The sequence below is a fragment of the Diaphorobacter sp. LR2014-1 genome (assembly GCF_002916785.1).
Classification (GTDB): Bacteria; Pseudomonadota; Gammaproteobacteria; order Burkholderiales; family Burkholderiaceae_C; genus Diaphorobacter; species Diaphorobacter nitroreducens.
Genome location: NZ_MTBE01000002.1, coordinates 209,177 through 226,376 on the forward strand (window position 1 = coordinate 209,177; position 17,200 = coordinate 226,376).

Consider the following 17,200-nt stretch of genomic DNA (forward strand, 5'->3'; position numbering starts at 1 on the left):
GGTCAGCGCGTGTCAGTGACGGAAGTGGCGCACGCCCGTGAAGACCATGGCCACGCCGCGCTCGTTGGCCGCGTCGATGACCTCCTGGTCGCGCATGGAGCCGCCGGGCTGAGCCACGCAGGTCGCGCCCGCGTCGACCACCACGTCCAGCCCATCGCGGAACGGGAAGAAGGCGTCGCTGGCCACCACGGTGTTCTGCAGGGACAGGCCCGCGGCCTGCGCCTTGATGCTGGCGATGCGCGCCGAGTCCAGCCGGCTCATCTGGCCCGCACCCACGCCCATGGTCATGCCGCCCTTCACGAACACAATGGCGTTGCTCTTGACGTACTTGGCCACCTTCCAGGCGAACAGCAGGTCCTGCATCTCTTCCTGCGTCGGCTGCTTGAGGGTCACCACCTTCACATCGGGCAGTTGCAACTCATGGTTGTCGGCGGTCTGCAACAGCAGGCCCGAGCCCACGCGCTTGGCGTCCATCAGGTTGCGCCCCTGCTCCCACGCCGTGGCACCGCCGGAGGCAGGCAACGCGATCTTCATCAGGCGCACATTGGCCTTGGCCTTGAACACCTCCAGCGCCTCGGGCGTGAAGTCGGGCGCCATCAGCACTTCGACGAACTGCTTGGCGATCTGCTGCGCGGCCGCGCCGTCCACGGGGCGGTTCAGCGCGATGATGCCGCCGAAGGCGCTCGTCGGGTCGGTCTGGAAGGCCTTGCTGTAGGCCTCCAGCGCGCTCGTGCCCACGGCCACGCCGCAGGGGTTGGCATGCTTGACGATCACGCAGGCCGGCAGCTTGAAGCTCTTGACGCATTCCCAGGCCGCGTCGGCGTCGGCGATGTTGTTGTACGAGAGTTCCTTGCCCTGCAGCTGCACGCCGGTGACGATGGAGCCGGGCGCGGGGTGCAGGTCGCGGTACAGCGCGGCCTGCTGGTGGCTGTTCTCGCCGTAGCGCAGGTCCTGGATCTTGGTGAAGATGCCGTTGCTCTGGCCGGGGAACAGCGCGCGTTCGGGCACGTAGCTCTCGGACAGCTTGGCCTCGTCGAACTGGATGGACGACAGGTAGTCGCTGATGGCGCCGTCGTACTGCGCAATGCGGTTGAACGCCGCCACCGACAGCGCGAAGCGCAGCTTGTCGGACAGCTTGCCCGCGGCCTTCAACTCGCCCAGCACGGCCTCGTACTGGTCGGCCGAGGTGACCACGCCCACGTCCTTCCAGTTCTTGGCGGCGCTGCGCACCATGGCGGGGCCGCCGATGTCGATGTTCTCGATGGCGTCGGCCAGCGTGCAGCCGGCCTTGGCCACCGTTGCCTCGAACGGGTACAGGTTGACCACCAGCAGGTCGATGGTGTCGATGCCGTGCTCCTTCAGCGCCGCCATGTGCGCAGGCAGCTCGCGGCGCGCCAGCAGGCCGCCGTGCACCTTGGGGTGCAGCGTCTTCACGCGGCCGTCCAGCATCTCGGGGAACTGCGTGACCTCGGCCACCTCGGTGACGGGCAGGCCGCTCTCGGCCAGCAGCTTGGCGGTGCCGCCGGTGGACAGCAACCGGATGCCCAGGGCATGCAGCGCCTGGGCAAATTCGACGATGCCGGTCTTGTCGGAGACGGAAAGGAGTGCATTCATGGGGGACTCGTGATGGTTTTGATGAAATCGGGCTGTAGCGCTTGATGGACAAGCGCCACCAGCTATTCTTTTAGAAGCAACGTCAAAGCAGCTTGTGCTCCACCAGCTTCTTGCGCAGCGTGTTGCGGTTCAGCCCCAGCCATTCGGCGGCGCGGGACTGGTTGTTGTCGGCGTGGCTCATCACCACCTCCAGCAGCGGCTTTTCCACCAGGCGCACGACCATGTCGTACACGCCGTCGGGCGTCTCGCCGCCCAGGTCGCGAAAGTAGCCCTGCAGGCTCTCGCGCACGCATTGTTCAATGTTGTTCCGGCTCATGCTCTGTTTCCCTCACGGGCGGGACCGCGTCGGCGCCGTCGTGTGCGGACGGCAGCCGGTCCATCTGCGCGCCCAGCGCGCTGAAGAAATCGGCCACCGCCTGCCACTGCGCCGCGCAGTCCTCGATGGTGTTGATGTGTTGTCGCAGTGCCTCGCCGCCCGGCAGCGCGCGCACATACCAGGCGATGTGCTTGCGCGCGCTGCGCACGCCGCTGGCCTCGCCGTACAGGCCGTAGTGGTCCTGCAGGTGCTCCAGCAGCAGGCGGCGCACCTCGGCCACCAGCGGCGGCGCGAGGTGCTCGCCAGTGGCGAGGTAGTGGCCGATCTCGCGGAAGATCCACGGCCGGCCCTGGGCCGCGCGCCCGATCATGACCGCGTCGGCGCCTGTGGCGGCCAGCACCGCCCGGGCTTTCTCGGGCGACGTGATGTCGCCATTGGCCACCACGGGCACGCGCACGGCGGCCTTCACGGCAGCGATGGTGTCGTACTCCGCCTGGCCCTTGTACCCCTGCTCGCGCGTGCGGCCGTGCACGGTCAGCATCTGGATGCCCACGTCCTCGAAGCGGCGCGCCAGCACCACGGCGTTCTTGTGCTGCTGGCACCAGCCGGTGCGCATCTTCAGCGTGACGGGCACGCCGCGCGGTGCGCAGGCGGCCACAACGGCCTGGGCGATCTCCACGGCCAGCGCCTCGTTCTGCATCAGGGCGGAGCCCGCCCACTTGTTGCAGACCTTCTTGGCGGGGCATCCCATGTTGATGTCGATGATCTGTGCGCCGCGGTCGATGTTGTAGAGCGCGGCCTCGGCCATCATGGCCGCGTCGGTGCCGGCGATCTGCACCGCGATCGGACCGGGCTCGCCCTCGTGGTTGGCGCGGCGGCTGGTCTTGAGGCTGTTCCACAGGTCCTTGCGCGAGGTCACCATCTCGCTGACCGCATAGCCCGCGCCCAGCCGCTTGCACAGCTGGCGAAACGGCCGGTCCGTCACGCCCGCCATGGGGGCGACGAACAGGCGGTTGGCCAAAGGAATGGGGCCGATCTGCATGGACGGTAGGGGCGGGCTGGGGGTGTGGGCGAAGGGGCGGATTCTACCTGCCCAAAATTTCAGCAACCGAAAAGCCAGCACTGCGATTGCGCATGTTGCGCCCGAGGGTGGCGACGCAGCCAGCGCACCGCTGCCCCTACACTCGCAGCCCTGCTATGGAAATCTGGATGCAACAACTGCTGGACCTGCTGGCTCTGCCCCAATTCGGCCTGAGTACGGTGTTCATCGTGGCCTTCATCTCCGCCACGCTGCTGCCCGTGGGCTCGGAGCCGGCGGTGTTCGGCCTGGTCAAGCTGAACCCCGAACTGCTCTGGCCCGCGATCCTGGTGGCCACGGCCGGCAACACGCTGGGCGGCGCGGTCAGCTGGTGGATGGGCCTGGGCGCGCACCGCGCCTGGGACGCCGCGCGCCGGCGCCGCCACGCGGGCCATGCCGATGCCCCCGCCAAGCCCGCCCGCGAACTGAGCCGCACCGAACGGCGCGCCCGCGTGTGGCTGCGCCGCTGGGGCCCCAAGACCTGCCTGCTGAGCTGGCTGCCCGTGGTGGGCGACCCGCTGTGCGCCGTGGCCGGCTGGCTGCGCATGCCGTTCTGGCCCTGCCTACTCTACATGGCGATTGGCAAGTTCTTCCGCTATGCCAGCATGACGGCCGGCCTGCTGTACCTGGTGCCGGGCGACTGGGTACGCTGGCTGTATCCCTGATCGCACGGCATACGGGCGCGGCACTCGCACCCGGCGCCGGGGGTCACGCGAGGGGACGCACGGCGCGCCACAGCTTCAGCAAGTGCGGCAGCGCGGGTGCTGGCTCCCCAGGCATGCACACCAGGCACCGTGGGCTTTCCTGGGCCTTTGTGCCCGTCAAGGCTGGCGCTGCCAGCCAAAGTGCGAGTCAGACGTTGAAGAGGAAGTTCATCACGTCGCCGTCCTTGACGACGTATTCCTTGCCTTCGGCGCGCATCTTGCCCGCGTCCTTGGCGCCCTGCTCGCCCTTGTACTGGATGAAATCCTCGAACGCGATGGTCTGCGCGCGGATGAAGCCGCGCTCGAAGTCGCCGTGGATCACGCCGGCGGCCTGCGGCGCGGTGTCGCCCACGTGGATGGTCCAGGCGCGCACTTCCTTCACGCCGGCCGTGAAGTAGGTCTGCAGGCCCAGCAGCTTGAAGCCCGCGCGGATCAGGCGGTTCAGGCCCGGCTCCTCCAGCCCCATTTCCTGCAGGAACATGTCGCGGTCCTCGTCGCCCATCTCGGCCATCTCGGCCTCGATCTTGGCGCAGATGGCGACCACGGGCGCGCCCTGGGCCTCGGCATAGGCCTTGAGCTTGTCCAGCAGGGGGTTGTTCTCGAAACCGTCCTCGGCCACGTTGCCCACGAACATCGCCGGCTTGGCGGTGATCAGGCAGAACTGCTTGAGCAGCGGCGCGTCTTCCTTGGACACGGGCACGGTGCGCGCCGGCTTGCCCTCATCCAGCGCAGCCTGGATGGGCGTGAGCAGTTGCACCAGCTTGGCGGCTTCCTTGTCGTTGCCGCTCTTGGCCGCCTTGCTATAGCGCTGCAGGGCCTTCTCGACGGTGGCCAGGTCGGCCAGGCACAGCTCGGTCTGGATGACCTCGATGTCGGCGATGGGGTCCACGCGGCCGGCCACGTGGATCACGTTCGGGTCCTCGAAGCAACGCACCACGTTGACGATGGCATCGGTCTCGCGGATGTGCGCCAAGAACTGGTTGCCCAGGCCTTCGCCCTTGGAGGCACCGGCCACCAGGCCCGCGATGTCCACGAACTCGACGATGGCGGGCACGATGCGCTCGGGATTGATGATCTCTGCCAGCTGCTGCAGGCGCGGATCGGGCACCTCCACCACGCCGGTGTTGGGCTCGATGGTGCAAAAAGGGTAGTTCTCGGCGGCAATGCCGGCCTTGGTGAGGGCGTTAAAGAGGGTGGACTTGCCGACGTTGGGCAGGCCCACGATGCCGCATTTCAGGCTCATGGCAGGGCTTTCGTAGGTTCGGGAGACAAACCCGCCATTTTACGGGAGGGGTATGAAGCGAGGCGCGCGCGCCAATGCCCCGCAGGGGCTCCCCTCGCCAGGCGCCCCCCGCAGGGCCCCCTCAGTCGAACCGCAGGTTGGCCGCCACGGGCTGGCCCACGCGCAGCACCGTGCCCGTGCCCTCGCGCACGATGGCATTCATGGCGAAGGTGATCGCGCCGTCCATGCGCGGGTCCTGGCGGTAGCGGCGCAGGGCCGTGCTGACGGCCGGGGTGCTCTCGGCCGTGGCGGGGTCGATGTTGGGGATGGGGCAGCGTGTGCACGGCTTGACGAGCTGCAGCCGCACCTCGCCTTCGCCCGTGCCGATGAACAGCTCGTCGATGCGGTCTTCGTCGTGCGCCTCGACCCCGGCAATCACCAGGTTGGGCCGAAAGCGCTCCATGCCCACCGCCCCCTCGCCCGCGGCCAGCAGCCGCTCGTTGAGGCCGTCCAGCGACCCCTGGCTCGCCACCAGCAGCGGAAAGCCGTCCGCGAACTGGGTGGGCGCCTCGATGCCGCCGGTCCACCGCAGACTGGACAGCCGGCGGTGCTCCGGGTCAAACCGCACCAGCCGGCAGCGCAGCCCCAAAAAGTCCGAAAACCACTGCGCGGCCAGGTCGCCCATGTCCCAGGCGGGCACGGTGTCGTCCCACACCTGCACGGTGGCCGGCTGCTCCACCCGGTCCAGCGCCACATGCAGCGCCAGCATGCCGGGCGCGCGCAGCACCAGGTCGTCGCTGCGCAACTGCGGGCGAATCAGCGCCATGCGCGGCAGCGTGCGCTGCGACAGGAACACGCCCTGCGCGTCGACCACCATCCAGGCGCGGTCCAGGTCCAGCCCGGTATCGGTCAGCAGAGCCTGCTGCACCTCGATGCCCGCGCAGGACTTCACGGGATGGATGAACAGCCGGGCCACGGTACCGGTCAAATCATGGTCTGCACGAAAGCTCACGCTGCTGCTCCTGTCGCTGGCGATGGATGAGGGGATTGGCCCGCGATTGTGCCGCCGCCCCACCCGGCGCAGGGGCGTAGCGCGGCTCCTACAATCCCGGGATGGCGCAGACATTTGACGTATGTATCCGCGGCGCGGGCGTGGTGGGCCGCACCTTGGCACTCTTGCTGGCGCGCGACCGCCTGCGCGTGGCGCTGGTGGGCCCGCCGGAGGGCTCCCCCTCCGACGGCGACGTGCGCGCCTACGCGCTCAACGCCGCCTCGCGCGCGCTGCTGGAATCCGTGCGCGGCTGGCCCGACGCGCAGCATGCGACGGCCGTGCTGCAGATGCAGGTGCACGCCGACCAGGACGGCCAGGTGCGCTTTGATGCGGCCCAGCAGGGCCACGACGCGCTGGCCTGGATCGTGGACGTGCCCGCGCTGGAGGCGCGCCTGGCAGATGCCGTGCGCTTTCAGCCGCTGGTGGAGCCGGTCGCCGCGCCCGTGGACGCCGCGCTCACCGTGGTGTGCGAAGGCCGCGCCAGCCGCACGCGCGCCGAGTTCGGTGCCGAATTCGACATCACCCCCTACGCCCAGCACGCGATCGCCACGCGGCTGGTGTGCGAGCGGCCCCACGGCCAGGTGGCGCGCCAGTGGTTCTTGCCCGACGGCAGCATCCTCGCCTTCTTGCCGCTGGACGGCGCCCAGGGGCGCGCCGTGGCCGTGGTGTGGTCGGTGCCGCAGGAGCAGGCTCCGCACTGGCTGCAGGCCGACGAGGGCAGCTTCACCCAGCGCCTGCGCGAAGCCAGCCGCGATGCGCTGGGCGCTTTGCAGCTCGCGGGCCCGCGCGCCAGCTGGCCGCTGCAGCAGGCCCAGGCGCGCCACTGGTGCGGCGCCCTGCCCGGCCAGTCCGCCCTGGGTGCGCGCCGCAGCTGGGCACTGGCCGGCGACGCCGCACACAACGTGCACCCCCTGGCCGGCCAGGGCCTGAACCTGGGCCTGGGCGACGCGCGCACGCTGGCGCGTGTGCTGCACGAGCGCGCGGCCTGGCGCAGCGTGGGCGATCTGCGCCTGCTGCGCAGCTACGAGCGCGAACGCAAGGCCGCGCTGCTGCCGATGGGCATGGCCATGGACGGCCTGCAGCAACTCTTCACCCGGCGCGAGGGCGCGCTGGCCGCGCTGCGCAACTGGGGCATGAAGGGCTTCGAGCGCAGCGGCCCGCTCAAGGCCTGGGTGGCCCGCCAGGCCATGGGCGCTGACTGATACGACGAGCCCCCTTTTTTCTGAGTAGAACGGAAACCAACGCAATGAAACTCCTCCCCACCTTGCTGGCCGCCACTGCCCTGTGCCTGGGCCTGAACGCATCGGCACAGGACGCAGCGATCCGCAAGGCGCTGGCCGAGCGCATCCCGCAGCTGCAGCAGATCGACGAAGTGCGCTCTACGCCCATGAAGGGGCTGTACGAGGTGCGCATCGGCACCGACCTGTTCTACACCGACGCCCAGGGCAACTACCTGATCCAGGGTGAGCTGATCGACACCAAGGCGCGGCGCAACCTCACCGAGGACCGCATCAACAAGCTGACGGCGGTGGACTTCAAGGCCTTGCCGCTGCAGGACGCCTTCACCCTGGTGCGCGGCAACGGCGAGCGCAAGCTGGCGGTGTTCGAGGACCCGAACTGCGGCTACTGCAAGCGCTTCGAGAAGGACATGCAGAACGTGGACAACGTGACGGTGTACCTGTTCCTCTACCCCATCCTCAGCCCCGACTCTGCCGAGAAGTCGCGCAACATCTGGTGCGCCAAGGACCGCGCGGCCGCGTGGGACGACCACATGCTGCGCGACAAGGCACCCGCAGCGGCCAGCTGCGACACGGCAGCGCTGCAGCGCAACCTGGCGTTCGGGCGCAAGCACAAGATCACCGGCACGCCCACGCTGATCTTTGCCGACGGCTCGCGCGTGCCCGGCGCCATCGGCGCGCAGGACGTGGAAAAGCGCCTGGCCGCTGCCGGGAAGTAAGGCGCCACTGCCGCCCACCGCGCATCCTTCACCGGCATGCGCTGCAAATATGAGAGCTGCTAGCGCTTGCTCACTGAGGACTTTCAATACATTTCATATTGAAACCCTTGTGCGGCAAGCGCGAGCAGCTATTTTTTTGATATCACTCCCTCTCGCTGCCTCCCGCCATGTCTTTTGCCGCCAGCACCGCCGCCGTCCACTACCGCATCGACCCCACGCAGACCCACGCCCACCTGTACCGCGTCACGCTCACCGTGGCGGTACCGGCGGCGCAGCAGGAGCTGTCGCTGCCGGTGTGGATTCCGGGCAGCTACCTGGTGCGCGAGTTCTCCAAGAACCTGCAGTCGCTGCAGGCGCAGCAGGGCGGCGCCCCCGTGCCCCTGCAGCAGCTGGACAAGCACCGCTGGCGCGCGCAGTGCACGGCGGGCACGCCGCTGGTGCTGAGTTACGAGGTGGCCGCCTACGACACCTCGGTGCGCACCGCCTGGCTGGACGCCATGCGGGGCTTCTTCAACGGCACCAGCCTGTGCCTGCGCGTGCACGGGCAAGAGGAGGCGCCGCACACGCTGGAGGTCGCGTGCCCGCCCGCGCTGGCCGGCTGGTCGCTGGCCACGGGGCTGGAGCCGGTGGCGGTCGCACCGTCCGGCTTCGGGCTGTACCGCGCACGCAACTATGACGAACTGGTCGACTGCCCCGTGGAGATGGGCCCGTTCTGGAGCGCCCAATTCACCGCCTGCGGCGTGACGCACGAGCTGGTGGTGGCGGGCGCCGCGCCGTCGTTGGATGGCGAACGCCTGCTGCGCGACGTGCAGCGCATCTGCGAGGAGGCCATCCGCTTTTGGCATGGCGCGCAGCAGCCGCCGTTCACACGCTACGTGTTCCTGCTCAACGTGGTGCACGACGGCTACGGCGGGCTGGAACACGGCAACTCCACCGCCCTCATCTGCGGCCGGCGCGACCTGCCGCGCGTGGGCGAGGCCGCCACGCCCGAGGGCTACACCACCCTGCTCGGCCTCATCAGCCACGAATACTTCCACACCTGGAACGTCAAGCGCCTGCGCCCCGCCGAGTTCGCGCGCTACGACTACGCGTGCGAGAACTACACCGAGCTGCTGTGGTTTTTCGAAGGCTTCACCAGCTATTACGACGACCTGCTGCTGCGCCGCGCGGGCCTGGTGGACCACGCCACCTACCTGCGTCTGCTGACCAAGAACATCAACCAGATGCTGCAGACGCCGGGCCGCCAGGTGCAGTCGGTGGCGCAGGCCAGCTTCGACGCCTGGGTCAAGTACTACCGCCAGGATGAGAACACGCCCAACAGCACCGTGAGCTACTACACCAAGGGCGCGCTGGTCGGCCTGTGCCTGGACCTCGCGCTGCGCCGCGAAGGCCGCACCACGCTGGACGACGTGATGCGCGCGTTGTGGCAGCGCACCGGCGGCGGCCCCATGGCCGAGGCCGACCTGCTGGCCGTTTTGCAGGAGTTGTCGGGGCGCGACTGGTCCGGCGAGATCGGGCAGTGGGCGCACGGCACGGCGGAGCTGCCGCTGGCCGAGCTGCTGGCCGCCCATGGCATCCGGCTGCAGGCGGAGCCCGCGCAGATCGCCCAGCGCCTGGGCCTGCGCGTGAACGAGAACCACGGCGTGCACATCAAGACCGTGCTGCGCGGCGGTGCGGCAGAGGCGGCCGGCTTCATGGCCGGCGACGAATGGCTGGCGCTGGAAACGCCGGGCCAGGCCTGGCGCTTGCACAAGTTGGACGATGTGCCGCTGTACGCCGCCAGCGCCACCCAGATCACGGCCCTGGTGGCGCGCGACCAGCGTCTGATGCGCCTGGCGCTCACTCTGCCAGGCGCCGGCGCGGCCTCTGACACGGTGCGCCTGGACGTGCAGGACGCCGCCGCGGCCCAGCGCTGGCTGGGGCCGGCCCAGCCGGGCCCACAGGCATGAAGGCTTGGGTATATTCCCGGCATCCCACCCACTACAAACAGGAGATCACCTTGGCCTACGAATGCATCGAAGTCCGCACCGAAGCGGACAAGGTCGGCATCATCACGCTCGCCCGTCCCAAGCAGCTCAACGCGCTCAACGACCAGCTCATGACCGAGCTGGGCGAGGCCCTCAAGGCGTTCGACGCCGACGAGAAGATCGGCTGCATCATCCTGACGGGCAGCGAGAAGGCCTTCGCCGCGGGCGCCGACATCGGCGCCATGGCCAAGTACAGCTTTGCCGATGCCTACAAGGGCGACTACATCACGCGCAACTGGGAGCAGATCCGCAGCATCCGCAAGCCCGTCATCGCGGCGGTGAGCGGCTACGCCTTGGGCGGCGGCTGCGAGCTGGCGATGATGTGCGACTTCATCATCGCGGCGGACAATGCCAAGTTCGGACAGCCCGAAATCAAGCTGGGCGTGATCCCCGGCGCGGGCGGCACGCAGCGCCTGCCGCGCGCCGTGGGCAAGGCCAAGGCCATGGACATGGCCCTCACCGGCCGCATGATGGACGCCACGGAAGCCGAGCGCTCCGGCCTCGTCAGCCGCGTGGTGCCGCTGGACAAGCTGATGGAAGAAGCCCTGGGCGCGGCCCTCGTCATCAGCGGTTTCTCGCAGATCGCCGTGATGGCCGCCAAGGAATCGGTGAACCGCGCCTTCGAAGGGACTTTGAGCGATGGCGTGATGTTCGAGCGCCGCCTGTTCCATGCGCTGTTCGCCACCCAGGACCAGAAGGAAGGCATGGACGCCTTCGTGAACAAGCGCGCAGCAGTCTTCACGCACCAATAAATTTTTGTTCTATAATTCGGGGCTTCGGTGGTATAGCTCAGTTGGTTAGAGCGCAGCATTCATAATGCTGATGTCCCAGGTTCAAGTCCCGGTACCACCACCAGATACAACCCGCAGCGCCCCAGGTGCTGCGGGTTTTTCTTTAGCCGCGTGGCGGGCCGGCGCCTGCCACTAGAATTTTCGTTTCAGCCCCTGGATGTACACCATGAATCGCTGCAACACCCGCACCTTCGCGTCCACCCGCACCCGCGGCGCCTGGCTGGCGACCCTCGCATGCCTGGCACTGCTGGGCGGCGCCGCGTCCACGGCCGCCACGGCCCAGACGGTGGCGGCCACCGGCCTTGCGCGCACCTTCCCCGCCAATGCGCTGCGCGGCACGCTGAACTTCCAAGACCGCACGACGGCCCTGCTCAACGGCAATGCCATCCAGGTGGCGCCGGGCATGCGCCTGTTCAGCCCGCAGAACGCGCTGGTCATGACCCACACCGTGCAGGGCAAGCCCCTGAAGGTGAACTACGTGACCGAGGCCAGCACGGGCATGCTGCTCACCGCCTGGATCCTCACGCCCGCCGAGGCCGCCTTGCCCCGCAAGGGCAGCGACACCGAAACCAACGTGCGTTTCGAGTGGGACACCAAGCCCGCCGCGCTGCGCTGACACACCCGCGCTGATCCACCGCGCTGAAGCCCGGCGCGCGTTCGCGTTTCGCCGGCCCCGCTGGCCAGCCCGCAACCGCCCCGCTGCCGCCTGCGCCGCGGCGGCTGGTCTTTCGCGAGATTGAAGAGACACAAGCCATGTCCAAGAAAGTTTTCATCAAGACCTTCGGCTGCCAAATGAACGAGTACGACTCGGACAAGATGGCCGATGTGCTGGGCGCCGCCCAGGGCTATGAGCCCACCGACGACCCGGAGCAAGCCGACCTGATCCTGTTCAACACCTGCTCGGTGCGCGAGAAAGCGCAGGAGAAGGTGTTCAGCGACCTCGGCCGCGTCAAGCACCTCAAGGACAAGGGCGTGCTCATCGGCGTGGGCGGCTGCGTGGCCAGCCAGGAGGGCGAGGAGATCATCAAGCGCGCCCCGTTCGTGGATGTGGTCTTCGGCCCGCAGACGCTGCACCGCCTGCCCGAGCTGCTCAACGCCCGTGCCGCCAAGGCCAGGCCGCAGGTGGATATTTCCTTCCCTGAGATCGAGAAGTTCGACCACCTGCCGCCCGCGCGCGTGGAGGGCGCCAGCGCGTTCGTGTCGATCATGGAAGGCTGCTCCAAGTACTGCAGCTACTGCGTGGTGCCCTACACGCGCGGCGAAGAGGTCAGCCGCCCGTTCGAGGACGTGTTGGTGGAGGTCGCCGGCCTGGCCGACCAGGGCGTGCGCGAAGTCACGCTGCTGGGCCAGAACGTGAACGCCTATCTGGGCGCCATGGGCGACACGGCGGAGAAAGCCGACTTTGCGCTGCTGCTGGAGTACGTGGCCGAGATTCCCGGTATCGAGCGCATCCGCTTCACCACCAGCCATCCCAACGAGTTCACGCCGCGCCTGATCGAGGCCTACGCCAAGATCCCGAAGCTGGTGAGCCACCTGCACCTGCCCGTGCAGCACGGCAGCGACCGCATCCTGATGGCCATGAAGCGTGGCTACACGGCCATGGAATACAAGAGCACCATCCGCAAGCTGCGCGCCATCCGCCCCGACATGGCGATGAGCAGCGACTTCATCGTGGGCTTCCCGGGCGAGACCGAGGAAGACTTCCAGAAGATGATGAAGCTGATCGACGACGTGCGCTTCGACAATTCCTTCAGCTTCATCTTCAGCCCGCGCCCCGGCACGCCCGCCGCCAACCTGCACGACGACACGCCGCATGAGGTGAAACTGCGCCGCCTGCAGGAGCTGCAGGCCGTGATCAACCGCAACATCCTGGAGATCAGCCAGGAGCGCGTGGGCACGGTGCAGCGTCTGCTGGTGGAGGGCGTATCCAAGCGCGACGGCAGCGAGCTGATGGGCCGCACCGAATGCAACCGCGTGGTCAACTTCCCCGGCCACGAGCGGCTGATCGGCCAGATGATCGACGTGAAGATCACCGAGGCGCGTACCTACACGCTGCGCGGCGAGGTGGTGATGGGCGAGGTCACGACCGCGGTCGGATGACCCTCAAAAACCATAGCTACCAGCGCTTGCTACCTCTGGATTTCCAATGTTTTTCCGCCTGAAACCCTTGAAATACCAGCGCGAGCAGCTCTATTTATAGGAGCGGTCACCGCTCCCCTGTTCAGAACCGCGGCATGCCTCCGATGCCCGGCAGGCCGCCCTTCATGCCGCCCATCTTCTTCATGAGCTTCATGAGGCCGCCGCCCTTCATCTTCTTCATCATGCCCTGCATCTGCTCGAACTCGTTGAGCAGGCGATTGACCTCCTGCACCTGCACGCCGGCGCCCTGGGCGATGCGCTTCTTGCGTGTGGCCTTGATGAGCTCGGGCTTGCGGCGCTCCAGCGCCGTCATGCTGCAGATGATGCCCTCCTTGCGGCGGATGTCGCGCTCGGCCTTGTCCATGTCCACCTGACCGGCCTTGGCCGTGAGCTGCGCGGGCAGCTTGTCCATGAGGCTGGACAGGCCGCCCATCTGCTTCATCTGCTGCAACTGGGCCAGGAAGTCGTTCAGATCGAACCCGTCGCCGCTCTTGACCTTGGCGGCGAGCTTTTGCGCCGCCTCCATGTCCACGCCGGCCGTGACCTGCTCGACCAGCGCGACGATGTCGCCCATGCCCAGGATGCGGCCCGCGTGGCGCTCGGCGTCGAACACCTCCAGGCCGTCGATCTTTTCGGACACGCCGGCAAACTTGATCGGCGCGCCCGTCACCTGGCGCACCGACAGCGCCGCACCGCCGCGCGAGTCACCGTCCAATTTTGTGAGCACGATGCCCGTGAGCGGCAGCGCTTCCTTGAAAGCCTTGGCGGTGTTCGCCGCGTCCTGGCCCTGCATGGCATCGACGACAAACAGCGTCTCCACCGGGTTCAGCACGGCATGCAGGTCCTTGATTTCCTGCATCAGCACCTCGTCGATGGCCAGGCGGCCGGCCGTGTCCACCAGCAGCACGTCGAAGAAGTGCTTCTTGGCGTAGTCCAGCGCTCCAAGGGCGATGTCGCGCGGCTTCTGGTCGGGCGTGCTGGGGAACCACTCGGCGCCGGCCTGCTTGGTCACGGTCTTGAGCTGCTCGATGGCGGCGGGGCGGTACACGTCGCCCGAGACGGTCAGCACCTTCTTCTTGCGCTTTTCGATCAGGTGCTTGGCCAGCTTGGCCGTGGTGGTGGTCTTGCCCGCGCCCTGCAGGCCGGCCATCAGGATCACCGCCGGCGGCTGCGCGTTGAGGTTGATGTCCGCCACGCCCTCGCCCATGGTCGCGGCCAGCTCCTTGTTCACGATGCCCACCAGCGCCTGGCCGGGCTTCAGGCTACCCAGCACCTCCTGGCCCAGGGCTTTTTCCTTCACGCGGGCGATGAAGTCGCGCACCACGGGCAGCGCCACGTCGGCCTCCAGCAGGGCCATGCGCACCTCGCGCAGCATGTCCTGCACATTGGCTTCGGTGATGCGGGCCTGGCCGCGCATCTCCTTGACGAGACGGGTGAGTTTTTCGGTGAGTGCGGAGGCCATGGCCAAATGCTCCAGATGCACCGGCCCGGGCGTAATGCCGGCCGATGGCACAGCCCCGACGACCAGGGGCGAAAGGCTAAACTGCGAACCCATGATTTTACCCAGTGCTTCCCCGCTCGGCTGGCTGCTCGCCCTGGCCACCGCCGCCGCCTACGCGCTGGCGGCGGCCCTGGCGCCGCGCACCTCCACAGGTCGCGGCCAACTGGCCATCATGGCCCCTGCCTGGATGCTGCATGGCGCCGCGCTGGTCTGGGGCCTGCTGGGCAGCACGCCCCATTTCGGCTTTGCCGCTGCCTTGTCGATGACGGCCTGGCTGGTACTGACCACCTACGCCGTTGAGCGGCAGCTGTTTCCGCAGATGCGCGCGCGCTGGGTGCTGTGCGCACTGGGCGGCGCGGCCGTGTTGGTGGCAGCGCTGTTTCCGGGCCGGCCACTGCACGTATCCGCCTCGCCCTGGCTGCCGCTGCACCTCACGCTGGGCATTGCATGCTATGGCCTGTTTGCAGCAGCGGTGGTGCACGCCTGGCTCATGAGCCGTGCCGAGCGCCAGATGCGCCTGGCAGCCGATTCGCACAGCGGCATGCCGCTGCTGACGCTGGAGCGGCTCACGTTCCGCTTCGTGACGGCGGGCTTTGTGCTGCTCTCGGCCACGCTGGTGGCGGGCTGGCTGTTCAGCGAGCAGCTCTACGGCCGCGCCTGGCTGTGGGACCACAAGGCCGTGTTCTCGCTGCTGGCCTGGATCACATTCGCAGTGCTGCTGCTGGGCCGCTCGCGCTTTGGCTGGCGCGGCCGCAGCGCCGTGCGCGTGCTGTATGCAGGCACGGCACTGCTGCTGCTGGCCTACGTGGGCTCGCGCTTCGTGATGGAAGTGGTGCTGGGGCGGGCGGCATGAAATACCTGGTCCTGTTCGCTGTGCTGGCCGTGGTCTACGCGGTGTGGCGCGCGCAGCGCCGTGCGTCTGCGCCGCGGCAAGGCAACACCCAGCGCCCGTCCATCGCACCGCCACAGGACATGGTGCGCTGCGCCCACTGCAGCGTGCACCTGCCACGTGGCGATGCCGTGCCCGAGGGGGCGCATATGTACTGCAGCACCGCCCACCGGGACCGTGGGCCCGCCTGAGCCGATGCCCTCCAAGCTGGCAGCCGCCGCCTCTCCCCTGCCCTTTCATCGCCTGTGGAATGCCTTCCTCACAGCGCGCGTGATGGTGGCGCTGGCGCTGCTGCTGCTGCAGTTGCTGGGCATTGCACTCAACCAGGCCGGCGAACCGCTGCTGTTCAGCATCTGCCTGGGCTACCTGGTGGCCACGGTGGCGCTGCGGGTGTGGGGGCACGGCGCCGTCCCTGATCCGCGGCCCGGCATCCAGTGGTTGCCGTCCATCGGGCTGGATCTGTTGCTGGTCAGCGTGCTGCAGGCGCTGCAGCAGTCGGGCGGCTTGAATTTCACGCCGTTGTTCGGACTTCCGGTCCTGATGGCAGGCGTGCTGGGATCCTTGACACTGGCTCTGGCAACCACGGCCGGCGCCACGCTGCTGCTGCTGGCCTGGGCCTGGTGGCTGGGCACATACGGCGGCGCCGGAGACGGCACGCAGCGCTACCTGCAGGCGGCGTTGACAGGCACCGGCTACTTCATCGTCGCCTATCTGGTGCACCTGCTGGCCGCCAAGCTCACCAGCGAGCAGCAGATGGCCCGGCGCAGCCAGATGGATGCGCGCACCCACCGCGCGGTCAGTGCCCTGGTGATGCAGCACGTGGCCGATGGCGTGCTGGTGCTGGACCTGCATGGCCAGGTCCGCCTGGCCAACCCCGCGGCATTGCTGATGCTCGGCCACAAGATCTCCGGAGATTCCTCCCTGACGCTCACCCACACGGCGGCCTTCAAACCCCTCATGGACCTGGCGTGCGCCACTTTCCAGATGGAGCGTCCCCAGCATGCCGATGTCAACGTCCTGCACGATGGCCAGATCCCCATGGCCCTGCGCGTGCGCGCATGGCTCACCCACACGCAGGACACCCCGGACGACTCTCCGGGGGAGCCGCTGTGCGTAATGTTCCTGCACGACCTGCGCGAGATGGAAGCGCACTTGCGCACCGAGAAGCTGGCCGCCATGGGGCGGATGTCGGCCGCCGTGGCGCATGAGATCCGCAACCCGCTGGCAGCGATCGTGCAGGCCAACGAACTACTGGACGAAGACCTGGACGACCCCACACAGAAGCGCCTGACACACATGGTGCGCCAAAACGCCGACCGGCTGGTGCGCATCACCGAAGACGTACTGGACATTGCGCGCGTGCAGCACCAGATCCACCAGGCCAGCTCCTCCACCGTGGCACTGGATGCCATGGTGCAGCAGGTGTGGAACGACTGGACGGCGCAGGACCCCGCACGCCGCCAGGGGCAACTGGTACTGGACGCGGGCTCGGCGCAGGTGGAGTTCGACGCCGAGCACCTGCGGCGCGTGCTGGTGAACCTGCTGGACAACGCATTGCGCTACAAGGGCCCCGAACCCGATTCGCTATGCCTCGCGACGCGCGCCACCCCCGGCGGGAAGGCCGGCGTGCAGGTGTGGAGCGATGGCGCGCCGCTGGACAAATCGGTGGAGCGGCATCTGTTCGAGCCTTTCTTCTCATCCGAAAGCCGCTCCAGCGGGCTGGGCTTGTACATCTGCCGCGAGCTGTGCCAGCGCCACGGGGCGGCCATCGGCCACCAGCGCACCACACGCAGCCTGGCGCGCGGCGAGGTGGCGGGAAACGCCTTCACTGTGACCTTCCGCAGTCTTTCGCGCCCTGCGGACAGCGCATCACTGTTTGACACAATCGTGGTCTGACACGGCCCACAGACC

Annotated in this window: 16 protein-coding genes and 1 tRNA gene; 11 read left to right on the forward strand and 6 right to left on the reverse strand. The window is 68.1% G+C overall.

Annotated elements, in window-relative coordinates:
* Nucleotides 1-12 precede the first annotated feature (12 nt).
* From purH to dusB, 3 genes are all read right to left on the reverse strand, one after another.
* Nucleotides 13-1,614: a bifunctional phosphoribosylaminoimidazolecarboxamide formyltransferase/IMP cyclohydrolase gene (gene purH / locus BV908_RS02895; RefSeq protein WP_103737158.1), complete on the reverse strand. Its 1,602-nt coding sequence runs from the start codon at nt 1,612-1,614 to the stop codon at nt 13-15.
* Nucleotides 1,615-1,696: 82 nt separating this feature from the next.
* Complete coding sequence (locus BV908_RS02900; RefSeq protein WP_011806682.1) at nt 1,697-1,930, reverse strand: Fis family transcriptional regulator; 234 nt, start codon at nt 1,928-1,930, stop codon at nt 1,697-1,699.
* Nucleotides 1,911-2,972: a tRNA dihydrouridine synthase DusB gene (gene dusB / locus BV908_RS02905; RefSeq protein ID WP_103737159.1), complete on the reverse strand. Its 1,062-nt coding sequence runs from the start codon at nt 2,970-2,972 to the stop codon at nt 1,911-1,913. Before dusB ends, BV908_RS02900 begins: the two co-directional genes overlap by 20 nt.
* 167 nt (nt 2,973-3,139) lie before the next feature.
* Between dusB and BV908_RS02910 the strand changes: the two genes are divergently transcribed.
* Entirely contained in the window at nt 3,140-3,673 is a 534-nt protein-coding gene (locus BV908_RS02910) for a YqaA family protein (protein ID WP_103737160.1), read from the forward strand.
* Between the two features lie 187 nt (nt 3,674-3,860).
* On the opposite strand, the gene ychF is transcribed toward BV908_RS02910, so the two are convergent.
* Both ychF and BV908_RS02920 read right to left on the reverse strand, forming a co-directional pair.
* Nucleotides 3,861-4,955: a redox-regulated ATPase YchF gene (gene ychF, locus BV908_RS02915; RefSeq protein WP_011806713.1), complete on the reverse strand. Its 1,095-nt coding sequence runs from the start codon at nt 4,953-4,955 to the stop codon at nt 3,861-3,863.
* A gap of 121 nt (nt 4,956-5,076) precedes the next feature.
* Nucleotides 5,077-5,946, reverse strand: coding sequence for an MOSC N-terminal beta barrel domain-containing protein (locus BV908_RS02920; RefSeq protein ID WP_011806714.1), 870 nt, complete (start codon nt 5,944-5,946; stop codon nt 5,077-5,079).
* 101 nt (nt 5,947-6,047) lie between these two features.
* On the opposite strand from BV908_RS02920, the gene BV908_RS02925 reads away from it, so the two are divergent.
* The 7 genes from BV908_RS02925 to miaB all read left to right on the forward strand — a co-directional run bounded on the left by BV908_RS02925 (nt 6,048) and on the right by miaB (nt 12,860).
* Nucleotides 6,048-7,187: an FAD-dependent monooxygenase gene (locus BV908_RS02925; RefSeq protein WP_011806715.1), complete on the forward strand. Its 1,140-nt coding sequence runs from the start codon at nt 6,048-6,050 to the stop codon at nt 7,185-7,187.
* Nucleotides 7,188-7,231: 44 nt separating this feature from the next.
* Nucleotides 7,232-7,942, forward strand: coding sequence for a DsbC family protein (locus BV908_RS02930; protein WP_103737161.1), 711 nt, complete (start codon nt 7,232-7,234; stop codon nt 7,940-7,942).
* A gap of 167 nt (nt 7,943-8,109) precedes the next feature.
* Nucleotides 8,110-9,891, forward strand: coding sequence for a M61 family metallopeptidase (locus tag BV908_RS02935; RefSeq protein WP_103737162.1), 1,782 nt, complete (start codon nt 8,110-8,112; stop codon nt 9,889-9,891).
* Between the two features lie 50 nt (nt 9,892-9,941).
* Nucleotides 9,942-10,721, forward strand: coding sequence for an enoyl-CoA hydratase (locus BV908_RS02940; RefSeq protein ID WP_015914224.1), 780 nt, complete (start codon nt 9,942-9,944; stop codon nt 10,719-10,721).
* Nucleotides 10,722-10,747: 26 nt separating this feature from the next.
* Nucleotides 10,748-10,824 (forward strand) — tRNA-Met (locus tag BV908_RS02945).
* Between the two features lie 102 nt (nt 10,825-10,926).
* Entirely contained in the window at nt 10,927-11,376 is a 450-nt protein-coding gene (locus tag BV908_RS02950) for a hypothetical protein (RefSeq protein WP_015914225.1), read from the forward strand.
* A gap of 137 nt (nt 11,377-11,513) precedes the next feature.
* Nucleotides 11,514-12,860: a tRNA (N6-isopentenyl adenosine(37)-C2)-methylthiotransferase MiaB gene (miaB, locus tag BV908_RS02955; RefSeq protein WP_047350673.1), complete on the forward strand. Its 1,347-nt coding sequence runs from the start codon at nt 11,514-11,516 to the stop codon at nt 12,858-12,860.
* 121 nt (nt 12,861-12,981) lie between these two features.
* Here the strand turns inward: miaB and ffh are convergent, their stop codons facing one another.
* Complete coding sequence (gene ffh, locus BV908_RS02960; protein ID WP_103737163.1) at nt 12,982-14,361, reverse strand: signal recognition particle protein; 1,380 nt, start codon at nt 14,359-14,361, stop codon at nt 12,982-12,984.
* A gap of 91 nt (nt 14,362-14,452) precedes the next feature.
* Here ffh and ccsA point away from each other — a divergent pair, with 91 nt between their 5' ends.
* Genes ccsA through BV908_RS02975 form a run of 3 tightly spaced genes read left to right on the forward strand, consistent with a single transcriptional unit; the run spans nt 14,453 to nt 17,185 of the window.
* Complete coding sequence (ccsA, locus tag BV908_RS02965) at nt 14,453-15,253, forward strand: cytochrome c biogenesis protein CcsA (protein ID WP_011806722.1); 801 nt, start codon at nt 14,453-14,455, stop codon at nt 15,251-15,253.
* Nucleotides 15,250-15,480 (forward strand): PP0621 family protein, encoded by a 231-nt coding sequence (locus BV908_RS02970; protein WP_047350672.1) that lies wholly within the window; start codon nt 15,250-15,252, stop codon nt 15,478-15,480. Before ccsA ends, BV908_RS02970 begins: the two co-directional genes overlap by 4 nt.
* A gap of 4 nt (nt 15,481-15,484) precedes the next feature.
* Complete coding sequence (locus tag BV908_RS02975; protein ID WP_103737164.1) at nt 15,485-17,185, forward strand: histidine kinase dimerization/phospho-acceptor domain-containing protein; 1,701 nt, start codon at nt 15,485-15,487, stop codon at nt 17,183-17,185.
* Nucleotides 17,186-17,200: the final 15 nt, after the last annotated feature.

Coding starts and splice junctions, on each gene's coding strand:
- purH (WP_103737158.1), bottom strand. CDS start 1,614: ATGAATGCACTCCTTTCCGTCTCCGACAAGACCGGCATCGTCGAATTT.
- BV908_RS02900 (WP_011806682.1), bottom strand. CDS start 1,930: ATGAGCCGGAACAACATTGAACAATGCGTGCGCGAGAGCCTGCAGGGC.
- dusB (WP_103737159.1), bottom strand. CDS start 2,972: ATGCAGATCGGCCCCATTCCTTTGGCCAACCGCCTGTTCGTCGCCCCC.
- BV908_RS02910 (WP_103737160.1), top strand. CDS start 3,140: ATGCAACAACTGCTGGACCTGCTGGCTCTGCCCCAATTCGGCCTGAGT.
- ychF (WP_011806713.1), bottom strand. CDS start 4,955: ATGAGCCTGAAATGCGGCATCGTGGGCCTGCCCAACGTCGGCAAGTCC.
- BV908_RS02925 (WP_011806715.1), top strand. CDS start 6,048: ATGGCGCAGACATTTGACGTATGTATCCGCGGCGCGGGCGTGGTGGGC.
- BV908_RS02930 (WP_103737161.1), top strand. CDS start 7,232: ATGAAACTCCTCCCCACCTTGCTGGCCGCCACTGCCCTGTGCCTGGGC.
- BV908_RS02935 (WP_103737162.1), top strand. CDS start 8,110: ATGTCTTTTGCCGCCAGCACCGCCGCCGTCCACTACCGCATCGACCCC.
- BV908_RS02950 (WP_015914225.1), top strand. CDS start 10,927: ATGAATCGCTGCAACACCCGCACCTTCGCGTCCACCCGCACCCGCGGC.
- miaB (WP_047350673.1), top strand. CDS start 11,514: ATGTCCAAGAAAGTTTTCATCAAGACCTTCGGCTGCCAAATGAACGAG.
- ffh (WP_103737163.1), bottom strand. CDS start 14,361: ATGGCCTCCGCACTCACCGAAAAACTCACCCGTCTCGTCAAGGAGATG.
- ccsA (WP_011806722.1), top strand. CDS start 14,453: ATGATTTTACCCAGTGCTTCCCCGCTCGGCTGGCTGCTCGCCCTGGCC.
- BV908_RS02970 (WP_047350672.1), top strand. CDS start 15,250: ATGAAATACCTGGTCCTGTTCGCTGTGCTGGCCGTGGTCTACGCGGTG.
- BV908_RS02975 (WP_103737164.1), top strand. CDS start 15,485: ATGCCCTCCAAGCTGGCAGCCGCCGCCTCTCCCCTGCCCTTTCATCGC.